We start from the raw sequence: 15,348 nt of genomic DNA on the forward strand, positions 1-15,348 counted from the left end.
GGCACACGCCCTGGCCAACGGTGTGTGTTCTACGGGCCGGCCGTCAGGCTCGCCCGGTGGTGCGCCGTCAGGCTCACCCGGTGTTGCGGAGTCCCGCCGCGACGCCGTTGACGGTGAGCAGCAGCGCCCGCGCCAGTACGGGGTCGGCTTCCTCGCCGCGTGCCGCCGCGGCCCGCTGGCGGTGCAGCAGGGTGACCTGGAGGTAGGAGATCGGGTCGAGGTAGGCGTCCCGGATGTGGAACGTCTGCTTGAGGACCGGGTTGGATTCGAGCAGTTCGCTCTCGCCCGTGACGCGCAGGACTTCCTGGACGGTCAGCTCGTGTTCGGCCTTGATCGTGTCGAAGACGTGCTGGAGTTCGTCGGGGACGAGGGTGTCGACGTAGTGCCGGGCGATCCGCAGGTCGGTCTTGGCCAGTGTCATCTCGACGTTGGACAGGAAGTTGCGGAAGAAGTGCCAGTGCTCGTGCATCTCGTCGAGGACGACGTCGAGTCCGGCTTCGCGGGCGGCCTTGAGGCCCGTACCGACGCCGAACCAGCCGGGGACGATCTGGCGGGACTGGGTCCAGCCGAAGACCCAGGGGATGGCGCGCAGGCCGTCGAGTCCGGCGCCGGAGTCCGGGCGGCGGGAGGGCCGGGAGCCGAGGTGGAGTTCGGCGAGCTGGTCGACCGGCGTGGACGCGAAGAAGTACGCGGGCAGGTCGGGGTCCTCGACGAGCCGCCGGTACGCGCCGTGGGCGGCGTCGGAGACGGTCTCCATGGCGGCGTCCCAGCGGGCCAGCGCCTCGTCGGACTGGCGCGGCGCGGTGTGCAGCGCGGAGGCCTGGAGGGTGGCGGCGACGGTCAGTTCCAGGTTCTCCCGGGCGAGGGAGGGCACCAGGTACTTGTCGGAGATGACCTCGCCCTGTTCGGTGACCTTGATCTCGCCTTCGAGGGTGCCGTAGGGCTGGGCGAGGATCGCGTCGTGGGAGGGGCCGCCGCCGCGGCCGACGGTGCCGCCACGGCCGTGGAAGAGGCGCAGGCGTACGCCGTGCCGGTGGGCGACGTCGCGCAGCAGGCGCTGGGCGCGGTGGATCTCCCACTGGGAGGTGGTGATACCGCCGAACTTGGAGGAGTCGGAGTAGCCGAGCATGACCTCCTGGACGTCGCCGCGCAGGGCGACCAGGCGACGGTAGGAGGGGTCGGCGAGCATCTCGTCGAGGAGCTGGTCGGCGATCTTCAACTCGTCGGTGGTCTCCAGGAGCGGCACGATGCCGATCTTGGCCCAGCCGGCGTGCAGGTCGATCAGGCCGGCCTCGCGGGCCAGGACGGTGGCGGCGAAGACATCGTCGGAGCCCTGGCACATGGAGATGATGTAGGACTCGACGACCTCGGGGCCGAAGGTCTTCTTGGCCTTGAGGACGGTGCGGAAGACGCCGAGGGTCTTGGCGCCGGCCTCGTCGAGGGGAGCGGGGCTGGGGGCGAGGGGGCGGCGCGAGCGCAGTTCCTTGGCGAGGAGCTTGCGGCGGTAGTCGCGCGGCATGTCGGTGTAGCGCCAGGATTCCTCGCCGAGGCGGTCGAAGAGCTGGCCGAGGGCGTGGTGGTGGGCGTCGGCGTGTTCGCGGACGTCCATGGTGGCGAGCTGGAGACCGAAGGCCGCGATCGTACGGATCGTGCGCTCCAGGCGGCCGTCGGCGACGAGGCCGCCGCGGTGCTCGCGCAGCGAGGTCTGGATGAGGGTGAGGTCCTCGATGAGGCCGGTGGTGCCTAGGTAGTCGCGGCCGGGGACGTGCGGGGTGTCGTTGGCGAGGCGTTCGCGGGTGTTGACGAGCTTCTGGCGGATGCAGGTGGCCTTGAGGCGGTAGGGCTCCTCGGCGTTCAGCCGCTTGTAGCGGGGGCTGATCTCGGGGAGGGCGTCGAGGTCCTGCTGGAGGGAGGCGAGGAGTTCGTCGGTGGCGCCGCAGTTGCGGATGGAGTTGGACAGGGCGCCGCGCAGCTCGTCGACGTGTTCGAGGGCGTCGGTGATGCCGTGTTCGTGCTGGAGGATCAGGACGTCCCAGGTGACCTGGGGGGTGACGTTGGGGTTGCCGTCGCGGTCGCCGCCGATCCAGGTGCCGAAGGTCAGGGGGCGGGTGCCGGGCGGGAGCTGGGCGCCGGCCCGTTCCAGTTCGGCGGCGAGGTCTTCGAGGACGTCGCCGACGGCGCCGCGGCCCAGCTCGTCGAGGTAGTAGATGGCGTTGCGGGCCTCGTCGGTCGGCTCGGGGCGGGCGACGCGCAGTTCGTCGGTCTGCCAGATGAGGTCGATGTTCTCGGCGAGGCGCAGGTCGGCGCGGCGGCGTTCGCCGGTGTCCGTGCGGTCCAGCAGTTCGGCGACCTTGCGGAGCTTGGTCAGGACCGAGCGGCGGGCGGCTTCGGTGGGGTGTGCGGTGAAGACGGGCCGGACGCCGAGGTTGGCGGCGGTGGCGCGCAGGTGCTCGGGGTCGGCGTCCTTGAGCATGTCGGCGGTGCGGGCGAGGATGCCGCCTTCGGCGGCGCGCCGGGCGCGCAGTTCGCGGCCGCGGTGCACCTGCTCGGTGACGTTGGCGAGGTGGAAGTAGGTGGAGAAGGCGCGGACCAGCTTGGCGGCGGTGGCGAGGTCGGTCTCGCCGAGGAGCCGGGCGGCGGCTTCGCCGTCGGTACGGGTCAGAGCGCGCACCTGTTCGACGAGGTCCAGCAGCTCCTGGCCTTCCTGGCGGACGAGGGTCTCGCCGAGGAGGTCGCCGAGGCGGCGGATGTCGGCGCGCAGGGGGCCGTTGTCACGTGCGGCGTCGGCGGCGGCCGGGGTGTCGGTGGCGCCGGTGCGCTCGTCGTTCGCGGCGGGGGTGGGGTCGGCACTGCTCACAGGTGCGGCTCCTTGCAGTGATCTTCGTGATCTGAGCACGTCCGGGCGCTGGCAGGGGTGCTCCCCAGCGCTGCTGGGGGTGCCCCCGGCGGTGCTGGGGGCGGGTCGCGGACCGCGCTGTCCGACGTTTCCCAGGATAGGTCTCCGCGGCGTCGGCGGATCACCCTGTCCGTTGGGTGGGCACCTACCTGTTCGGGGTGACGCTCACACCTGGACGTTGTTCATATGTGACGGAACTTGCACGGTTCCCTCACCTTCTTTTGCCGCAATTCGGTCACCCGTCACCGACCTGTCGGACCCTTGCCCGTACCGAGGGCGCTGCCATACTTACGAAACCGTAGGTTACGGTCCCGTAGCCGGAACCGTGCCCCGAGCCCCCGAGCCCCCGACGAGGGACACCACATGACCGCTAGCCCCGAAGTCCTCGAAGAGTCGCCGAAACCCGCCGAAACCCCGCTGCCGTCCGCGACGCTCGGCAGCGACAGCAAACGCTCGGTCGAACAGATCACCCTGCTGCTGTTCATCACCCTGCCCTTCGTGGCGCTGGTGGCCGCGGTGCCGCTGGCCTGGGGCTGGGGCGTGAGCTGGCTCGACCTGGCGCTGATGGCGGCGATGTACTTCATCGGCTGCCACGGCATCACCATCGGCTTCCACCGCTACTTCACCCACGGCGCCTTCAAGGCCAAGCGCCCGCTGCGCATCGCGCTGGCGGTCATGGGGTCGCTGGCGGTCGAGGGGCCGCTGGTGCGCTGGGTGGCCGACCACCGCAAGCACCACAAGTTCTCCGACGCCGAGGGCGACCCGCACTCGCCCTGGCGGTTCGGCGAGACGGTGCCGGCGCTCATGAAGGGCCTGTGGTGGGCCCACATCGGCTGGATGTTCGACGAGGAGCAGACGCCGCAGCACAAGTACGCGCCGGACCTGATCAAGGACCCCGCGATCCGCCGGATCTCCCGCCAGTTCGTCCTGTGGACCGTCGTCTCCCTCATCGTCCCGCCCCTGGTCGGCGGCCTGGTCACGATGTCCTGGCAGGGCGCGGCCACCGCGTTCTTCTGGGGCTCCCTGGTCCGCGTCGGCCTGCTCCACCACGTCACGTGGTCGATCAACTCGATCTGCCACGCGGTCGGCAAGCGCCCGTTCAAGTCCCGCGACCGCTCCGGCAACGTCTGGTGGCTGGCGGTGCTCTCCTGCGGCGAGTCCTGGCACAACCTGCACCACGCCGACCCGACGTGCGCCCGGCACGGCGTCATGAAGGGGCAGCTGGACTCCAGTGCCCGCCTCATCCGCTGGTTCGAGAAGGCCGGCTGGGCGTACGACGTGCGCTGGCCGAACGCCTCCCGCCTCGACGCGAAGCGCGCGGACGCCGCCGTGCCCGGGGGTACCGGGCGGTGACAGCCGGGGAAGGCATGATTGACGGGTGGCGATCGACGGCAGCAGCGTGAACGACAACCAGGGCAAGGCCCCCTCCGGCGCGGGGACCCGGCGCACCCGCAGAGTGCGGATGACGGGCGCCCAGCGCCGTGAGCAGCTGCTCGACATCGGTCGCGCCCTGTTCGCGGAGCGCGGCTTCGAGGGCACCTCGGTCGAGGAGATCGCGGCGAAGGCCGGCGTCTCCAAGCCGGTCGTCTACGAGCACTTCGGCGGCAAGGAAGGGCTGTACGCGGTCGTGGTGGACCGCGAGATGCGCCAGCTGCTGGACATGGTCACCAGCGCCCTGACCGCCGGCCACCCCCGCGAACTCCTCGAACAGGCCGCCTTCGCCCTCCTCGACTACATCGAGACCTACACCGACGGCTTCCGCATCCTGGTCCGCGACTCCCCCGTGGCCCAGTCCACCGGCACCTTCGCATCCCTGATCAGCGACATCGCCACCCAGGTCGAAGACATCCTCGGCCTGGAATTCAAGGCCCGCGGCTTCGACCCGAAACTGGCCCCCCTGTACGCCCAGGCCCTGGTAGGCATGGTCGCCCTGACCGGCCAGTGGTGGCTCGACGTCCGCAAACCCAAAAGCCCGAGGTCGCCGCCCACCTGGTGAACCTCGCCTGGCACGGCCTGGACGGCCTGGAACCGAAGCCCCGCCTGATAGGCCATCGGCGGGCCTGACCAGAGCGGCTCCCGCCCCCGGCCAGCAGGAGTTCCCCTGCGTGCGCACCTGCGCACACTCCTGCATCACTCCAAAAAGCGACCACCCACATCACACTCCCCAATACTCCCCATACCCCCTCCCGCGGAACACTTGCCGGAAATCCGGACGCTCCTTCGTAGCGCCTTCGCCGCGCGAACGCATCTCGATAGCATCGGATTCCGTTCCCGGCTGAAGTGGAGTTCCGTGACCAGCCGATGGTCGGCCGGAGTGTGTGAGGAGATGCCTCTCGTGATGCCCGAACTTGAGCAGAAGGTCCGGTCCGCGATTCCGCCGGGCGAGAGACTCGTAGCGGCCTTTGAGGTCTCGCGTTCGCTGGCGTCCAGCCGGAGTCGGGGCGGGAGCAGCCGTGCGCCGGATTCGCGGCGGCCCAAGGTGCTGGTGGGGCAGGAGAAGGAGGGGGACGGCTGGGCGCGTTTCGTCGCGCGGGTTTTCCGGGTGTTCACCAGCGATGTGCCTTCCCCGCAACGAGGTACGTCCATCGAGGGTCCTTCCCTGCGGGGCGGACGCCAGAAGGACAAGGAGCCCTTCTTCGGTGGGTGGGACAGTCTGGCCGGGCGGTTTCTGATTGCCGGCCAGCCGCAGTCGAAGACCGGGGCGGCCGCCGTCGTGGCCGTCACCGATGTCTGTATGCGCTTCGTCTATGTCCAGTACCGGCGGGTCCGGGGCGGGCTGGGGGAAGCCGTCGAGCTGGGTGTCTCTTTTCCGCACGACGCTGTGGTGTGGACCCGGCGCCACGCTCCGAAGAATGAGATGCAGTTCGGGTTTTCCGACGGGTCCTGGGGAACGCTGTTCGTCTCCGGTGAGGAGGATTTCATCAAACATTTTCCGGGGACGCTCGGCCACAAGGAGCCCATTCCGTAGGGGCTCGGGTCATGCCAGGGGTTCCAGGAATTCCAGTCGATTGCCTACCGGGTCGTGTACGTAGAAACGGTCGTGCCCGGGGAGCGCGCCGTCCCAGGTCACAGGGGTGCCGTGGTCGGTCAGGCGGGCCGCGTACGTGCGGATGCCGGTGACGCGGAAGGCCGGGTGGGTCTTGGGGGCCGGGTGGAAGTCGGGGTCGATGCCCAGGTGGAGCTGGGTGGTGGGGCCGGCCTCGAACCAGCATCCGCCGCGAGGAGCGAGCGCCGGCGGCTTCGGGAGTTCCCGTAGGCCGAGCACGCCGCCGTAGAACGCGCGCAGGGTGGTTTCGCTGCCGGGTGGTGCGGCGAGCTGGACGTGGTCGAGGCCGGTGATCATGGGTCACCTCATGGGGTCATCGTTCCGTGCGGGCCACCACGAAGATCCGGCGGAACGGGAAGACCGTGCCGTGCGGGCCGGGTGGGTAGGACTTGCGGAGCAGGTCGCGGTATTGCGAGAGGAATTCGTCGCGGGCGGCCGGGTCGTCCTCCAGGGCGGTCAGCACGGGGCGCAGGGCGGTGCCCTTGACCCAGTCGAGGACCGGGTCCTCGCCCTGGAGGAGCTGGACGTACGTCGTCTCCCAGGCGTCCACCGCGCAGCCGAGCGCGGTGAGGCGTTCCAGGTAGGCGGTGGGGTCGAGGATGTGGACGAAGCGGCGGCCGTGGGTGGCGAGGCGGTCGCGCCACTGGGGTTCGTCGCAGAGTTCGCCGAGCAGCGCGTGGCTGGGCGCGGTGAAGTTTCCGGGGACCTGGAAGGCGAGGGTGCCGCCGGGGGTGAGGCCGTCGATCCAGGCCGGGAGGGATTCGGGGTGGTTCGGGACCCATTGCAGCGCCGCGTTGGAGACGATCAGGTCGAACGGTTCGGCGGGGCGCCAGTCGGTGGCGTCGGCGTGGGCGAAGTCGAGGTGGCCGCCGCCGGGGGTGGGTCCGGCGTAGAGGTCGGCTTCCTTGAGCATGTCCGCCGAGCTGTCCAGGCCGGTGATGTGCGCGTCGGGCCAGCGGTCGGTGAGCTGGACGGTGACGTTGCCGGGGCCGCAGCCGAGGTCGGCGATGCGGGCGGGGCGGTTGCGGTGGGGCAGCTCGGGTATGCGGGCGAGCAGATCGTGGAACGGGCGCGTGCGGTGTCCGGCGTGGCGCAGGTACTGCTGTGGATCCCAGGTTGGTGCGACGTGCATGTTCGAACCCCTTCGGCTGACGCAGGGTTGGTACAGGCCACGCGAGCGCAGCGTGAGCCCATCGCCGACGATGCCCAATAGTCCACGGAAATATATCTTTGCGTCAAGAGACTTGACGTCAAGAGACTTCATGTCGACAGACCAACTACACTGATCGGCATGGAGGACGAGGTCGACCGACTGGTCGCAGCATGGCGCCGGGAGCGCCCGGACCTCGACGTAGAACCGCTTGAGGTCCTCAGCCGCATCAGCAGGCTGGCCAGACACCTCGACCGCGCGCGCCGCCTCGCCTTCTCCGAGGTCGGCCTGGAGCCCTGGGAGTTCGACGTGCTCACCGCGCTGCGCCGCGCGGGGGCTCCGTACCAGCTCTCCCCCGGCGCGCTCCTCACCCAGACCCTGGTCACCTCCGGCACGATGACCAACCGCATCGACCGGCTCGCCAAGAAGGGCCTGGTCGAACGGCTGCCCGACCCCAGCGACCGGCGCGGGGTGCTGGTGCGGCTGACGCCGGAGGGACGCGAGGCGGCCGACGAGTCGCTGGCCGGACTGCTCACGCAGGAGCGCGCCATCCTGGCCGAGCTGTCCCCGCAGCAGCGCGGTGAACTGGCCGGGCTGCTACGCCAGTTGACGGCACCGTTCGACAACGTTCCGGGCTGACGGCCGGGCCGGGCCGCCGCCGGGCCCCGCCACGTCCACTTGCCGCGCCCCCGCCCGTTGGGCTTGGATCGCGACCATGAGCCAGCACGGCCCGCGGGGCCAGCAGGGGCAGCAGGACCTGTACGGGCAGCAGGGCCGCCCCAGGCGGCAGGGGCACCGGCGGCCCGCGGGAGCGCCGGACGGATCGCGGTTCACCGGGCGTACGGTCCTGGTCACCGGTGCCGCCGCCGGGATCGGCGCGGCCACCGCCGACCGGCTGGCGGCCGAGGGCGCCCAGGTGCTGCTCCTGGACATCGACGACGAGCGCGGCGAGCGCACCGCCCGCCGGATCCGCGCCCTCGGCGGCCGGGCCTCGTACGAGCACTGCGACGTGGCGCGCGAGGACCACTGGCAGCGTGCCGCGCACGCCGCCCGGCAGCGGTACGGGCCGGTGGACGCGCTGGTCAGCAACGCCGCGCGGCAGGGGCCGCACGCGCCCGCCGACGTGACCGCGCCGGCGGACTGGGACCGGCAGCTGGCGGTCAACCTGACCGGGGCGTTCCTGGGCGTGCGGGCCGTACTGGCGGACCTGCGCGAGCGGTGCGGCGCGGTCGTGCTCACCTCGTCGGTGCAGGCGCACTTCGGCCTGCCGGGCCGTCCCGCGTACGCCGCGACGAAGGCGGGGCTGACCGGGCTGGCGCGCCAGCTGGCGGTCGAGTACGGGCCGCGGGTGCGGGTGAACAGTGTGCTGCCGGGGCCGGTGCTGACGGCGGCCTGGGAGGCCGTCGGCGAGGCGGACCGGCGGGCCAGCGCCGAGGCGACCGCGGCCGGGCGGCTCGGGCGGCCCGAGGAGGTGGCGACCGCCATCGCGTTCCTGCTCTCCGACGACGCGTCGTACGTGACCGGCGCCGATCTGGTCGTGGACGGCGGCTGGAGTGTGCGCAAGGAGTCGTCCTGAGGGAGGCGCCGAGACACTGCGGCGTCGACGCCCCCGTAAGGCCGGATGTGCGCGCCACGGCGCCCCGCCGCGGGAATCATGACGGTACGGGCGGCCCGCCCCGCGCTCCTCGGCCGCGCCGCCCGCAGCTCGTGCCGCCACTCGTCACGACCAAGGGAACACCCGATGGGCATCCATTTCGGTGCGGACTACAACCCCGAGCAGTGGCCCGAGGAGGTGTGGGAGGAGGACATCGGCCTGATGAAACGGGCCCACGTCACCATGGTCACCGCCGGGATCTTCTCGTGGGCGAAGGCCGAGCCCCGGCCCGGCACGTACGACTTCGACTGGTTCGACCGGGTCATGGACGGCCTCGACGGCGCGGGCATCCGCGTGTGTCTGGCCACCATGACCGCCTCCCCGCCGCCCTGGCTCACCCGCGCGCACCCGGAGGTGCTGCCGCAGGGCCCGGACGGGCAGCGCCGCTGGCCCGGCGGACGGCAGCACTACTGCCCGTCCAGCCCCGTCTACCGCGAGCACGCGGTCCGGCTCGTCGAGCGGCTCGCCGCCCGGTACGCGGGACACCCGGCGCTGGCCCTGTGGCACGTCGGCAACGAGTACGGCTGCCACACCCGCCAGTGCTTCTGCGACGTGTCCGCCGCGGACTTCCGGCGGTGGCTGCGCGAGCGGTACGGGAGCGTGGCGCGCCTCAACGACGCGTGGTCCACGGCCTTCTGGTCGCAGGCGTACACGGGTTTCGAGGAGGTGCTGCCGCCGCGTACCGCGCCCACCTTCCCCAACCCGGCCCATCAGCTGGACTACCTGCGCTTCAGCGACGACGCGCTGCGCGACGGCTACCTGGCGGAGCGGGAGGTGCTGGCGCGCCTGAGTCCGGGGACGCCGGTGACCACGAACCTGATGCCGTTCCACAAGCCGGTGGACGCCTTCGCGTGGTCGCGCGACATGGACGCGATGGCGCTGGACTTCTATCAGGACCCGTTCGACCCGGAGACGCATCTGAAGGCCGCCTACACCTTCGATCTGATGCGTTCGGCGCGTGGCGGGCAGCCCTGGCTGCTGCTGGAGCAGGCGCCCGGCGCGGTCAACTGGCGGGCGCGCAACGGTCCCAAGCCGCCGGGCGCGATGCGCCTGTGGAGCTGGCAGGCCGTGGCGCAGGGCGCGGACGCGGTCCTGTACTTCCAGTGGCGGCAGTCGCGCGGCGGCGCGGAGAAGTTCCACTCGGCGATGGTGCCGCACGCCGGTACGGACACCCGGATCTTCCGCGAGGTGTGCGACCTGGGGCGGGAGCTGGCGTCCGTACCGGAGCTCGCGGGGACGCGGGCGGTGCGGCCGACGGCGGCGCTGGTGACGGACTGGGACAGCTGGCGGGCCCTGGAGCTGGACTCGCACCCGTCCACGGCGCTGCGCCTGCCGGAGCTGGCGCTGGGGCACTACCGGCCGCTGTTCGAGGCGGGGGTGGCGTGCGACGTCGTGCCGCCGGACCGTGACCTGTCCGGCTACCGGCTGGTCGTCGTGCCGAACCTGTACCTGGTGACGGAGGCCGTCGCGCGGCGCCTGGCGTCGTACGTGCGGGGCGGCGGCCGGCTGCTGGTGTCGTTCTTCTCGGGGGTCGTGGACGACTGCGACCGGGTGCATCCCGGCGGCTGTCCGGGGCCGCTGCGGTCGCTGCTGGGCCTGCGGGTGGAGGAGTTCTGGCCGCTGGACGAGGGCGCGACGGTGCGCGTGCGGGGCCTGGCGGGGGTACGGGGCCGGAGTGGCGGCCGGGCGCGTACGGGAGCCGCGGGTGCCTGGGAGCTGCCCGACGGTACGGCCGACCTGTGGTCGGAGGCGATCCGCCTCGAAGGCGCCGAGCCCGTCGCGGAATTCGCGGACGGCGACCTGGCGGGCTCCCCGGCCGTCACCCGGCACGGCTACGGCGCGGGCACGGTCACGTACGTCGGCGCCCGCCTCGAACCGTCGCTGATGCGCGCCCTGACGGACGGCGTACGAGAGGCGGCGGGCGTGCGGCCGGTGCTGGCCGGGCTGCCCGAAGGCGTACAGGCCACCGTCCGGGAAGGCGTCGGCGGCCGCTTCCTCTTCCTGCTCAACCACGGCACGCGGGCAGCCGACATCGCCCTGCCGTGCCCGATGGCCGACGCGCTCGCCGGGACGCGCGGGGAGCGGGCGGAGCACACGTACCGGATAGGGCTGCCGGCCCGCGGGGTGGCCGTGCTCAAGGACCTGCACGGGACGGTGCCCGCGGGCGGCTGACCGGGGAACGGCCGGTGCCGGGCGCGGCGCGGGCGGACCCGCGCCGCGTCTCAGGTCAGCGCGGACGCCGCGGCGGTGGCCGGCTCGAGTTCCACCGGGCCCACGCCGGCCCGCCGCGCCAGCGCCACGGCGGCGAGCGTCGAGTGGACGCCCAGCTTGCCGAGCACGTTCTGCATGTGCGTACGGACCGTGTGCGGCGACAGGAACAGCCGCTCGGCGACCGCCTTGCGGCCCAGGCCGGCCACCATGCAGCGCAGCACCTCGCGCTCGCGCGGCGTCAGCGACTCCACCAGCCGCTCGCTCTCCGTACGGTGCTTGCGCGCGGCCGTCAGCTCCCGCAGGACGCCGGTGAGCAGCGCGGGCGGCAGATGCGTCTCGTCGCGCAGCACGCCGCGGATGACGGCGAGCAGGCGGGAGAGCGAGCAGTCCTTGGCGACCCAGCCGCCGGCCCCCGCCTGGAGGGCGAAGGCGGCCCGGCGCGGGTCGTCCTTCTCGGCGAGCACGACGGTACGGACGTACGGGTAGGCCGTACGGACGCCGGCGACCAGCGAGATGCCGTCCAGCGGGCCGCCGTCACCGGCGCTGTCGCGGCCCGGCGCGGGCCGGTCCGGTACGGACGCCAGCGGCGCCGCGACGGTGCCGAGGTCGGCGTCGATGAGCATCACGTCGAAGCGCCGGCCGTCGGCGGCCGCCCGCTCCAGGCTGCGCAGAGCCGCCGGCCCGCTGCCGGCCGCGGCCACGTCCACGTCCTGTTCGGCCGCGAGCGCGGCCGCCAGGGACTCGGCGAAGATGCGGTGGTCGTCGACCACCAGAACCCGGATGCGTTGCACTGAGACCCCCTGTCTCGGGGAACGGACCAAGTGGGCACGGCGCCCGGGATCAAGGCCGACGCAGCCGCACGGCCGCCGCCGTGCCGCCTGGTTACCCCACCCCGGGCGTCGTACCCGACTGTCTCGCCCCCTGATCAGCACCGGCCCCCACCGGTGCTGGGACTCAGAGTACGGACGGGGTGCGGCAACGGAAGGCTATTGGCAAAACTGCCCGGCCCAAGTGTTCACAGTGGGGCCCAGCGGCCGTCGAGGGGCACAAGTCGACAAGGTTCGTCCGAATCCGATCGGCCGGAACGGCCGGCCGGAGGCGCCCGGAGCGGGGTGAGCAGCGGGCGCCGGGCCTCAGCGCAGCCGCCGGGCCCCCGCGCTCGGAACGGCCGGAAAGATCCGTGGCGCCGTGTGCCCGGCGGCCGTGAACGCCTCGGTGACCCGCGCGGCGACGGTGTCCGCGTCCTTCTCCTCGACCAGGACGACGGCCGAGCCGCCGAATCCGCCGCCCGTCATCCGGGCGCCCAGCGCGCCCGCCGCGACCGCCGTGTCGACGGCGAGGTCCAGTTCGGCGCAGGAGACCCGGAAGTCGTCGCGCAGCGAGGCGTGCCCGGCGGTCAGCAGCGGGCCGATGGCCCGGGTCTCGCCGGCGTCCAGGCGGGCGATGACGTCCTCGACGCGCCGGTTCTCGGTGACGACGTGCCGTACGACGGCCTGTACACCGGGCTCGGCGTCGCCCGGCCCGTGCTGCTCGGTGGCGAGTTTCTCCAGGACGTCGGACAGGTGCGCGTACGGCACATCGCGCAGCGCGCGTACGCCGAGCGCCCGCGCACCGCGCTCGCACAGGGCGCGGCGCTGGGCGTACGCGCCGTCCCCCAGCTCGTGCTTGACCCGGGTGTCCACGACCAGGAGCCGCAGCCCCTCCCCCGCCAAATCGAACGGGACGTGCCGCTGGGAGAGGTCGCGGGTGTCCAGGAACAGCGCGTGGCCGTCCGCGCAGCAGGCGGCGGCGGTCTGGTCCATGATGCCGCAGGGCACCCCCACGAAGGCGTTCTCGGCGCGCTGCGCGAGCTGCGCCAGGCGCTGCCGGGTGAGCCCGAGCCCGTACAGGTCGTCGAGGGCCAAGGCCGTGACGACCTCCAGGGCGGCCGACGAGGACAGTCCGGCACCGACCGGGACGGTGCTGTCGTAGTGGAGGTCGGCGCCGCCGACGGGCAGTCCGGCCTCCCGCATCGCCCAGACGACGCCCGCGGGGTAGGCCGCCCAGCCGCCGTCGGGGGCCGGGCGCAGGGCGTCCAGCCGCAGTTCGACGGTCTGGCCGTCGCCGCTGCCGCCGTCGCCGTCGCCGGAGTGCACCCGCAGGACGCCGTCGGTGCGGGGTGCGGCGGCGGCGAGGGTGGTGTGCGGCAGCGCCAGCGGCATCACGAAGCCGTCGTTGTAGTCGGTGTGTTCGCCGATCAGGTTGACGCGGCCGGGCGCCGCCCACACTCCGGCGGGGGCGGCGCCGTACACCTCACGGAAGCGCTCGGCGGTGTGCCGGGCACGCTGCTTCTGGTCCGTGGCCGGATCGCTGGTGTGCGTCACGGCGTACCGGCCTCCCTGCGCTGTGCGAACGCCCAGGCGTCCGCGACGATGTCGGCCAGGCCGGTGCGGCCGGGGCGCCAGCCGAGCCGGTCCGCCGCGGTCCGCGCGGAGGCGACCAGGACGGCGGGGTCGCCGCCGCGGCGGCCCGCCACGACCTCGGGGACGGGGTGGCCGGTGACCTTGCGGACGGTCTCGACGACTTCGCGTACGGAGAAGCCGTTGCCGTTGCCGAGGTTGCAGATCAGGTGCTCGCCGGGCGCCGCCGCGCCCAGCGCGAGCAGGTGGGCCTCCGCCAGGTCCGCGACGTGGATGTAGTCGCGTACGCAGGTGCCGTCGGGCGTCGGGTAGTCGTCGCCGTAGACGGAGATGGCCTCGCGCTTGCCCTGGGCGACCTGGAGGACGAGCGGGATCAGGTGCGACTCGGGGTCGTGGCGCTCGCCGCAGTCGCCGTAGGCGCCCGCGACGTTGAAGTAGCGCAGCGAGACGGCGGCCAGGCCGTGCGCGGCGCACTCGCCCGCGATCATGTGGTCGACGGCGAGCTTGGAGGCGCCGTACGGGCTGGTGGGCGCGGTGGGCGCGGACTCGGTGATCGGGGTGGTCTCCGGCTCGCCGTAGGTGGCGGCGGTGGAGGAGAAGACCAGGGTGCGGACGCCCGCGGCGCGCATCGCGGCGAGCAGGTCCATGGTGCCGCCGACGTTGTTGCGCCAGTACTTCTCGGGGTCGGTGACGGACTCGCCGACCTGGGAGAAGGCGGCGAAGTGCAGGACCGCGTCGTAGGAGGCGTCCAGGTGGCGGGCGGCGTCCTGGACGCGGCCCTCGACGAAGCGGGTGCCGGCCGGGACGCCCTCGCGGTGCCCGGTGGACAGGTCGTCCAGGACCGTGACGGTGTGCCCGGCCTCGACCAGGTGGGCCGCGACGACGCTGCCCACGTATCCCGCGCCACCGGTGACCAGGTACTTGTTGCTCACTCGCTCGCTACCTCTCGCAGTCGCTCGGCCGCGGCCTCCGGCGGCACGTCGTTGATGAACACGTTCATGCCGGATTCGGAACCCGCGAGGAACTTGAGCTTGCCGGAAGTACGGCGGACGGTGAAAAGCTCCAGATGGAGCGCGAACTCGCCGCGGTCGGCGGCGTACAGCGGCGCCTGGTGCCAGGCGGAGATGTACGGGGTCGGCGGCTCACCGGGGCCGAAGATCCGGTCGAAGCGCCGCAAGACTTCCAGATAGACCTGTGGGAACTCTGTGCGCGCGTCCTCGCCGAGGGCGAGCAGGTCGGGGACCCGGCGCTTGGGGTAGAGGTGGACCTCGTACGGCCAGTGCGCGGCGTACGGGACAAAGGCGGTCCAGTGTTCCGCGTCCAGGACGACGCGGCGGCCGTCGGCGCGTTCGTCGGCGAGGACGTCGTCGAAGAGGTTGCGGCCGCCGGTACGTTCGCGGTGGGCGGCGAGCTGGGTGAGCATCCGCTCGGTGCGCGGGGTGGTGAAGGGGTAGGCGTAGATCTGGCCGTGCGGGTGGCCGAGGGTGACGCCGATCTCCGCGCCGCGGTTCTCGAAGCAGAAGACCTGCCGGACGCCGGGGAGTTGGGAGAGTTCGGCGGTGCGGTCGGTCCAGGCCTCCAGGACGAGCGCGGCCTGTTCCTCGGTGAGGGCGGCGAAGGAGGCGTCGTGGTCGGGGGTGAAGCAGACGACCTCGCAGCGGCCGGTGTCGCCGGCCAGGGAGGGGAAACGGTTCTCGAAGACGGCGACGTCGTAGTCGGCGGCGGGGATCTCGGTGCCGTGGCCGTCGCGGGAGGGGCACAGCGGGCAGGCGTCGGCCGGCGGGTGGTACGTACGGCCCTGGCGGTGCGAGGCGATGGCGACCGCGTCCCCGAGCAGGCGGTCGTGGCGGATCTCGGAGGCGGTGGAGACCGGGTCGAGCGGGCGGCGGTCGGTGTCGTCGCGCACCACGTCGTCGCGCAGGTCGTAGTAGATGAGCTCCCGGCCGTCGGCGAGCCGGGTCATCGTCTTCTTCACTGGAGCACTCCTCGGGC

12 protein-coding genes and 1 pseudogene are annotated in these 15,348 nt (G+C 72.5%); 6 read left to right on the plus strand and 7 right to left on the minus strand.

Annotated elements, in window-relative coordinates; genetic code table 11:
* Positions 1-73: 73 nt before the first annotated feature.
* Positions 74-2,857: a phosphoenolpyruvate carboxylase gene (gene ppc, locus ACEXOX_RS20525; protein WP_406522375.1), complete on the minus strand. Its 2,784-nt coding sequence runs from the start codon at positions 2,855-2,857 to the stop codon at positions 74-76.
* 402 nt (positions 2,858-3,259) lie between these two features.
* Here ppc and ACEXOX_RS20530 point away from each other — a divergent pair, with 402 nt between their 5' ends.
* The 3 genes and pseudogenes from ACEXOX_RS20530 (at position 3,260) to ACEXOX_RS20540 (ending at position 5,864) form a co-directional block, all read left to right on the plus strand.
* On the plus strand, positions 3,260-4,249 hold the full coding sequence (locus ACEXOX_RS20530; protein ID WP_406522377.1) for an acyl-CoA desaturase: 990 nt from the start codon (positions 3,260-3,262) through the stop codon (positions 4,247-4,249).
* Between the two features lie 109 nt (positions 4,250-4,358).
* Positions 4,359-4,960: pseudogene (locus ACEXOX_RS20535) on the plus strand (TetR/AcrR family transcriptional regulator).
* A 274-nt stretch (positions 4,961-5,234) separates the two neighbouring features.
* A complete protein-coding gene (locus tag ACEXOX_RS20540; RefSeq protein WP_406522379.1) occupies positions 5,235-5,864 on the plus strand; it encodes a hypothetical protein in 630 nt (209 codons plus the stop codon).
* 9 nt (positions 5,865-5,873) lie between these two features.
* Here ACEXOX_RS20540 and ACEXOX_RS20545 read toward each other — a convergent pair whose 3' ends face one another.
* Complete coding sequence (locus ACEXOX_RS20545) at positions 5,874-6,239, minus strand: glyoxalase (protein WP_406522380.1); 366 nt, start codon at positions 6,237-6,239, stop codon at positions 5,874-5,876.
* 16 nt (positions 6,240-6,255) lie between these two features.
* Positions 6,256-7,074, minus strand: coding sequence for a trans-aconitate 2-methyltransferase (locus ACEXOX_RS20550; RefSeq protein ID WP_406522382.1), 819 nt, complete (start codon positions 7,072-7,074; stop codon positions 6,256-6,258).
* 159 nt (positions 7,075-7,233) lie between these two features.
* Here ACEXOX_RS20550 and ACEXOX_RS20555 point away from each other — a divergent pair, with 159 nt between their 5' ends.
* The 3 genes from ACEXOX_RS20555 to ACEXOX_RS20565 all read left to right on the plus strand — a co-directional run bounded on the left by ACEXOX_RS20555 (position 7,234) and on the right by ACEXOX_RS20565 (position 10,918).
* Complete coding sequence (locus tag ACEXOX_RS20555; RefSeq protein WP_030017182.1) at positions 7,234-7,731, plus strand: MarR family winged helix-turn-helix transcriptional regulator; 498 nt, start codon at positions 7,234-7,236, stop codon at positions 7,729-7,731.
* Between the two features lie 76 nt (positions 7,732-7,807).
* Positions 7,808-8,668, plus strand: coding sequence for an SDR family NAD(P)-dependent oxidoreductase (locus tag ACEXOX_RS20560; RefSeq protein ID WP_406522384.1), 861 nt, complete (start codon positions 7,808-7,810; stop codon positions 8,666-8,668).
* Positions 8,669-8,833: 165 nt separating this feature from the next.
* On the plus strand, positions 8,834-10,918 hold the full coding sequence (locus tag ACEXOX_RS20565; RefSeq protein ID WP_406522386.1) for a beta-galactosidase: 2,085 nt from the start codon (positions 8,834-8,836) through the stop codon (positions 10,916-10,918).
* A 50-nt stretch (positions 10,919-10,968) separates the two neighbouring features.
* Here ACEXOX_RS20565 and ACEXOX_RS20570 read toward each other — a convergent pair whose 3' ends face one another.
* The 4 genes from ACEXOX_RS20570 to galT form a co-directional block, all read right to left on the minus strand.
* Positions 10,969-11,748 carry a LuxR C-terminal-related transcriptional regulator gene (locus ACEXOX_RS20570; protein ID WP_406522388.1) on the minus strand — a complete coding sequence of 260 codons (780 nt, stop codon included), beginning with the start codon at positions 11,746-11,748 and terminating at the stop codon, positions 10,969-10,971.
* 342 nt (positions 11,749-12,090) lie between these two features.
* Positions 12,091-13,320: a galactokinase gene (gene galK / locus ACEXOX_RS20575; RefSeq protein ID WP_406522390.1), complete on the minus strand. Its 1,230-nt coding sequence runs from the start codon at positions 13,318-13,320 to the stop codon at positions 12,091-12,093.
* Positions 13,317-14,288, minus strand: a complete 972-nt coding sequence (gene galE, locus ACEXOX_RS20580) for a UDP-glucose 4-epimerase GalE (protein ID WP_406522392.1) — start codon at positions 14,286-14,288, stop codon at positions 13,317-13,319. The genes galK and galE overlap by 4 nt, the downstream gene beginning before the upstream one ends.
* The gene (gene galT / locus ACEXOX_RS20585; RefSeq protein ID WP_030017176.1) at positions 14,285-15,331 is read right to left on the minus strand and encodes a galactose-1-phosphate uridylyltransferase; all 1,047 of its coding nucleotides are present in this window, start codon (positions 15,329-15,331) and stop codon (positions 14,285-14,287) included. The genes galE and galT overlap by 4 nt, the downstream gene beginning before the upstream one ends.
* Between the last annotated feature and the right edge of the window lie 17 nt (positions 15,332-15,348).

Source organism: Streptomyces sp. Ac-502, assembly GCF_045222935.1.
GTDB lineage: Bacteria > Actinomycetota > Actinomycetes > Streptomycetales > Streptomycetaceae > Streptomyces > Streptomyces monomycini.

What these genes read in the sequence shown, in the direction of transcription:
- ACEXOX_RS20550 (WP_406522382.1), bottom strand. Translation starts at nt 7,074, where the DNA reads ATGCACGTCGCACCAACCTGGGATCCACAGCAGTACCTGCGCCACGCC.
- ACEXOX_RS20560 (WP_406522384.1), top strand. Translation starts at nt 7,808, where the DNA reads ATGAGCCAGCACGGCCCGCGGGGCCAGCAGGGGCAGCAGGACCTGTAC.
- ACEXOX_RS20555 (WP_030017182.1), top strand. Translation starts at nt 7,234, where the DNA reads ATGGAGGACGAGGTCGACCGACTGGTCGCAGCATGGCGCCGGGAGCGC.
- ACEXOX_RS20545 (WP_406522380.1), bottom strand. Translation starts at nt 6,239, where the DNA reads ATGATCACCGGCCTCGACCACGTCCAGCTCGCCGCACCACCCGGCAGC.
- ACEXOX_RS20565 (WP_406522386.1), top strand. Translation starts at nt 8,834, where the DNA reads ATGGGCATCCATTTCGGTGCGGACTACAACCCCGAGCAGTGGCCCGAG.
- ACEXOX_RS20530 (WP_406522377.1), top strand. Translation starts at nt 3,260, where the DNA reads ATGACCGCTAGCCCCGAAGTCCTCGAAGAGTCGCCGAAACCCGCCGAA.
- ACEXOX_RS20540 (WP_406522379.1), top strand. Translation starts at nt 5,235, where the DNA reads ATGCCCGAACTTGAGCAGAAGGTCCGGTCCGCGATTCCGCCGGGCGAG.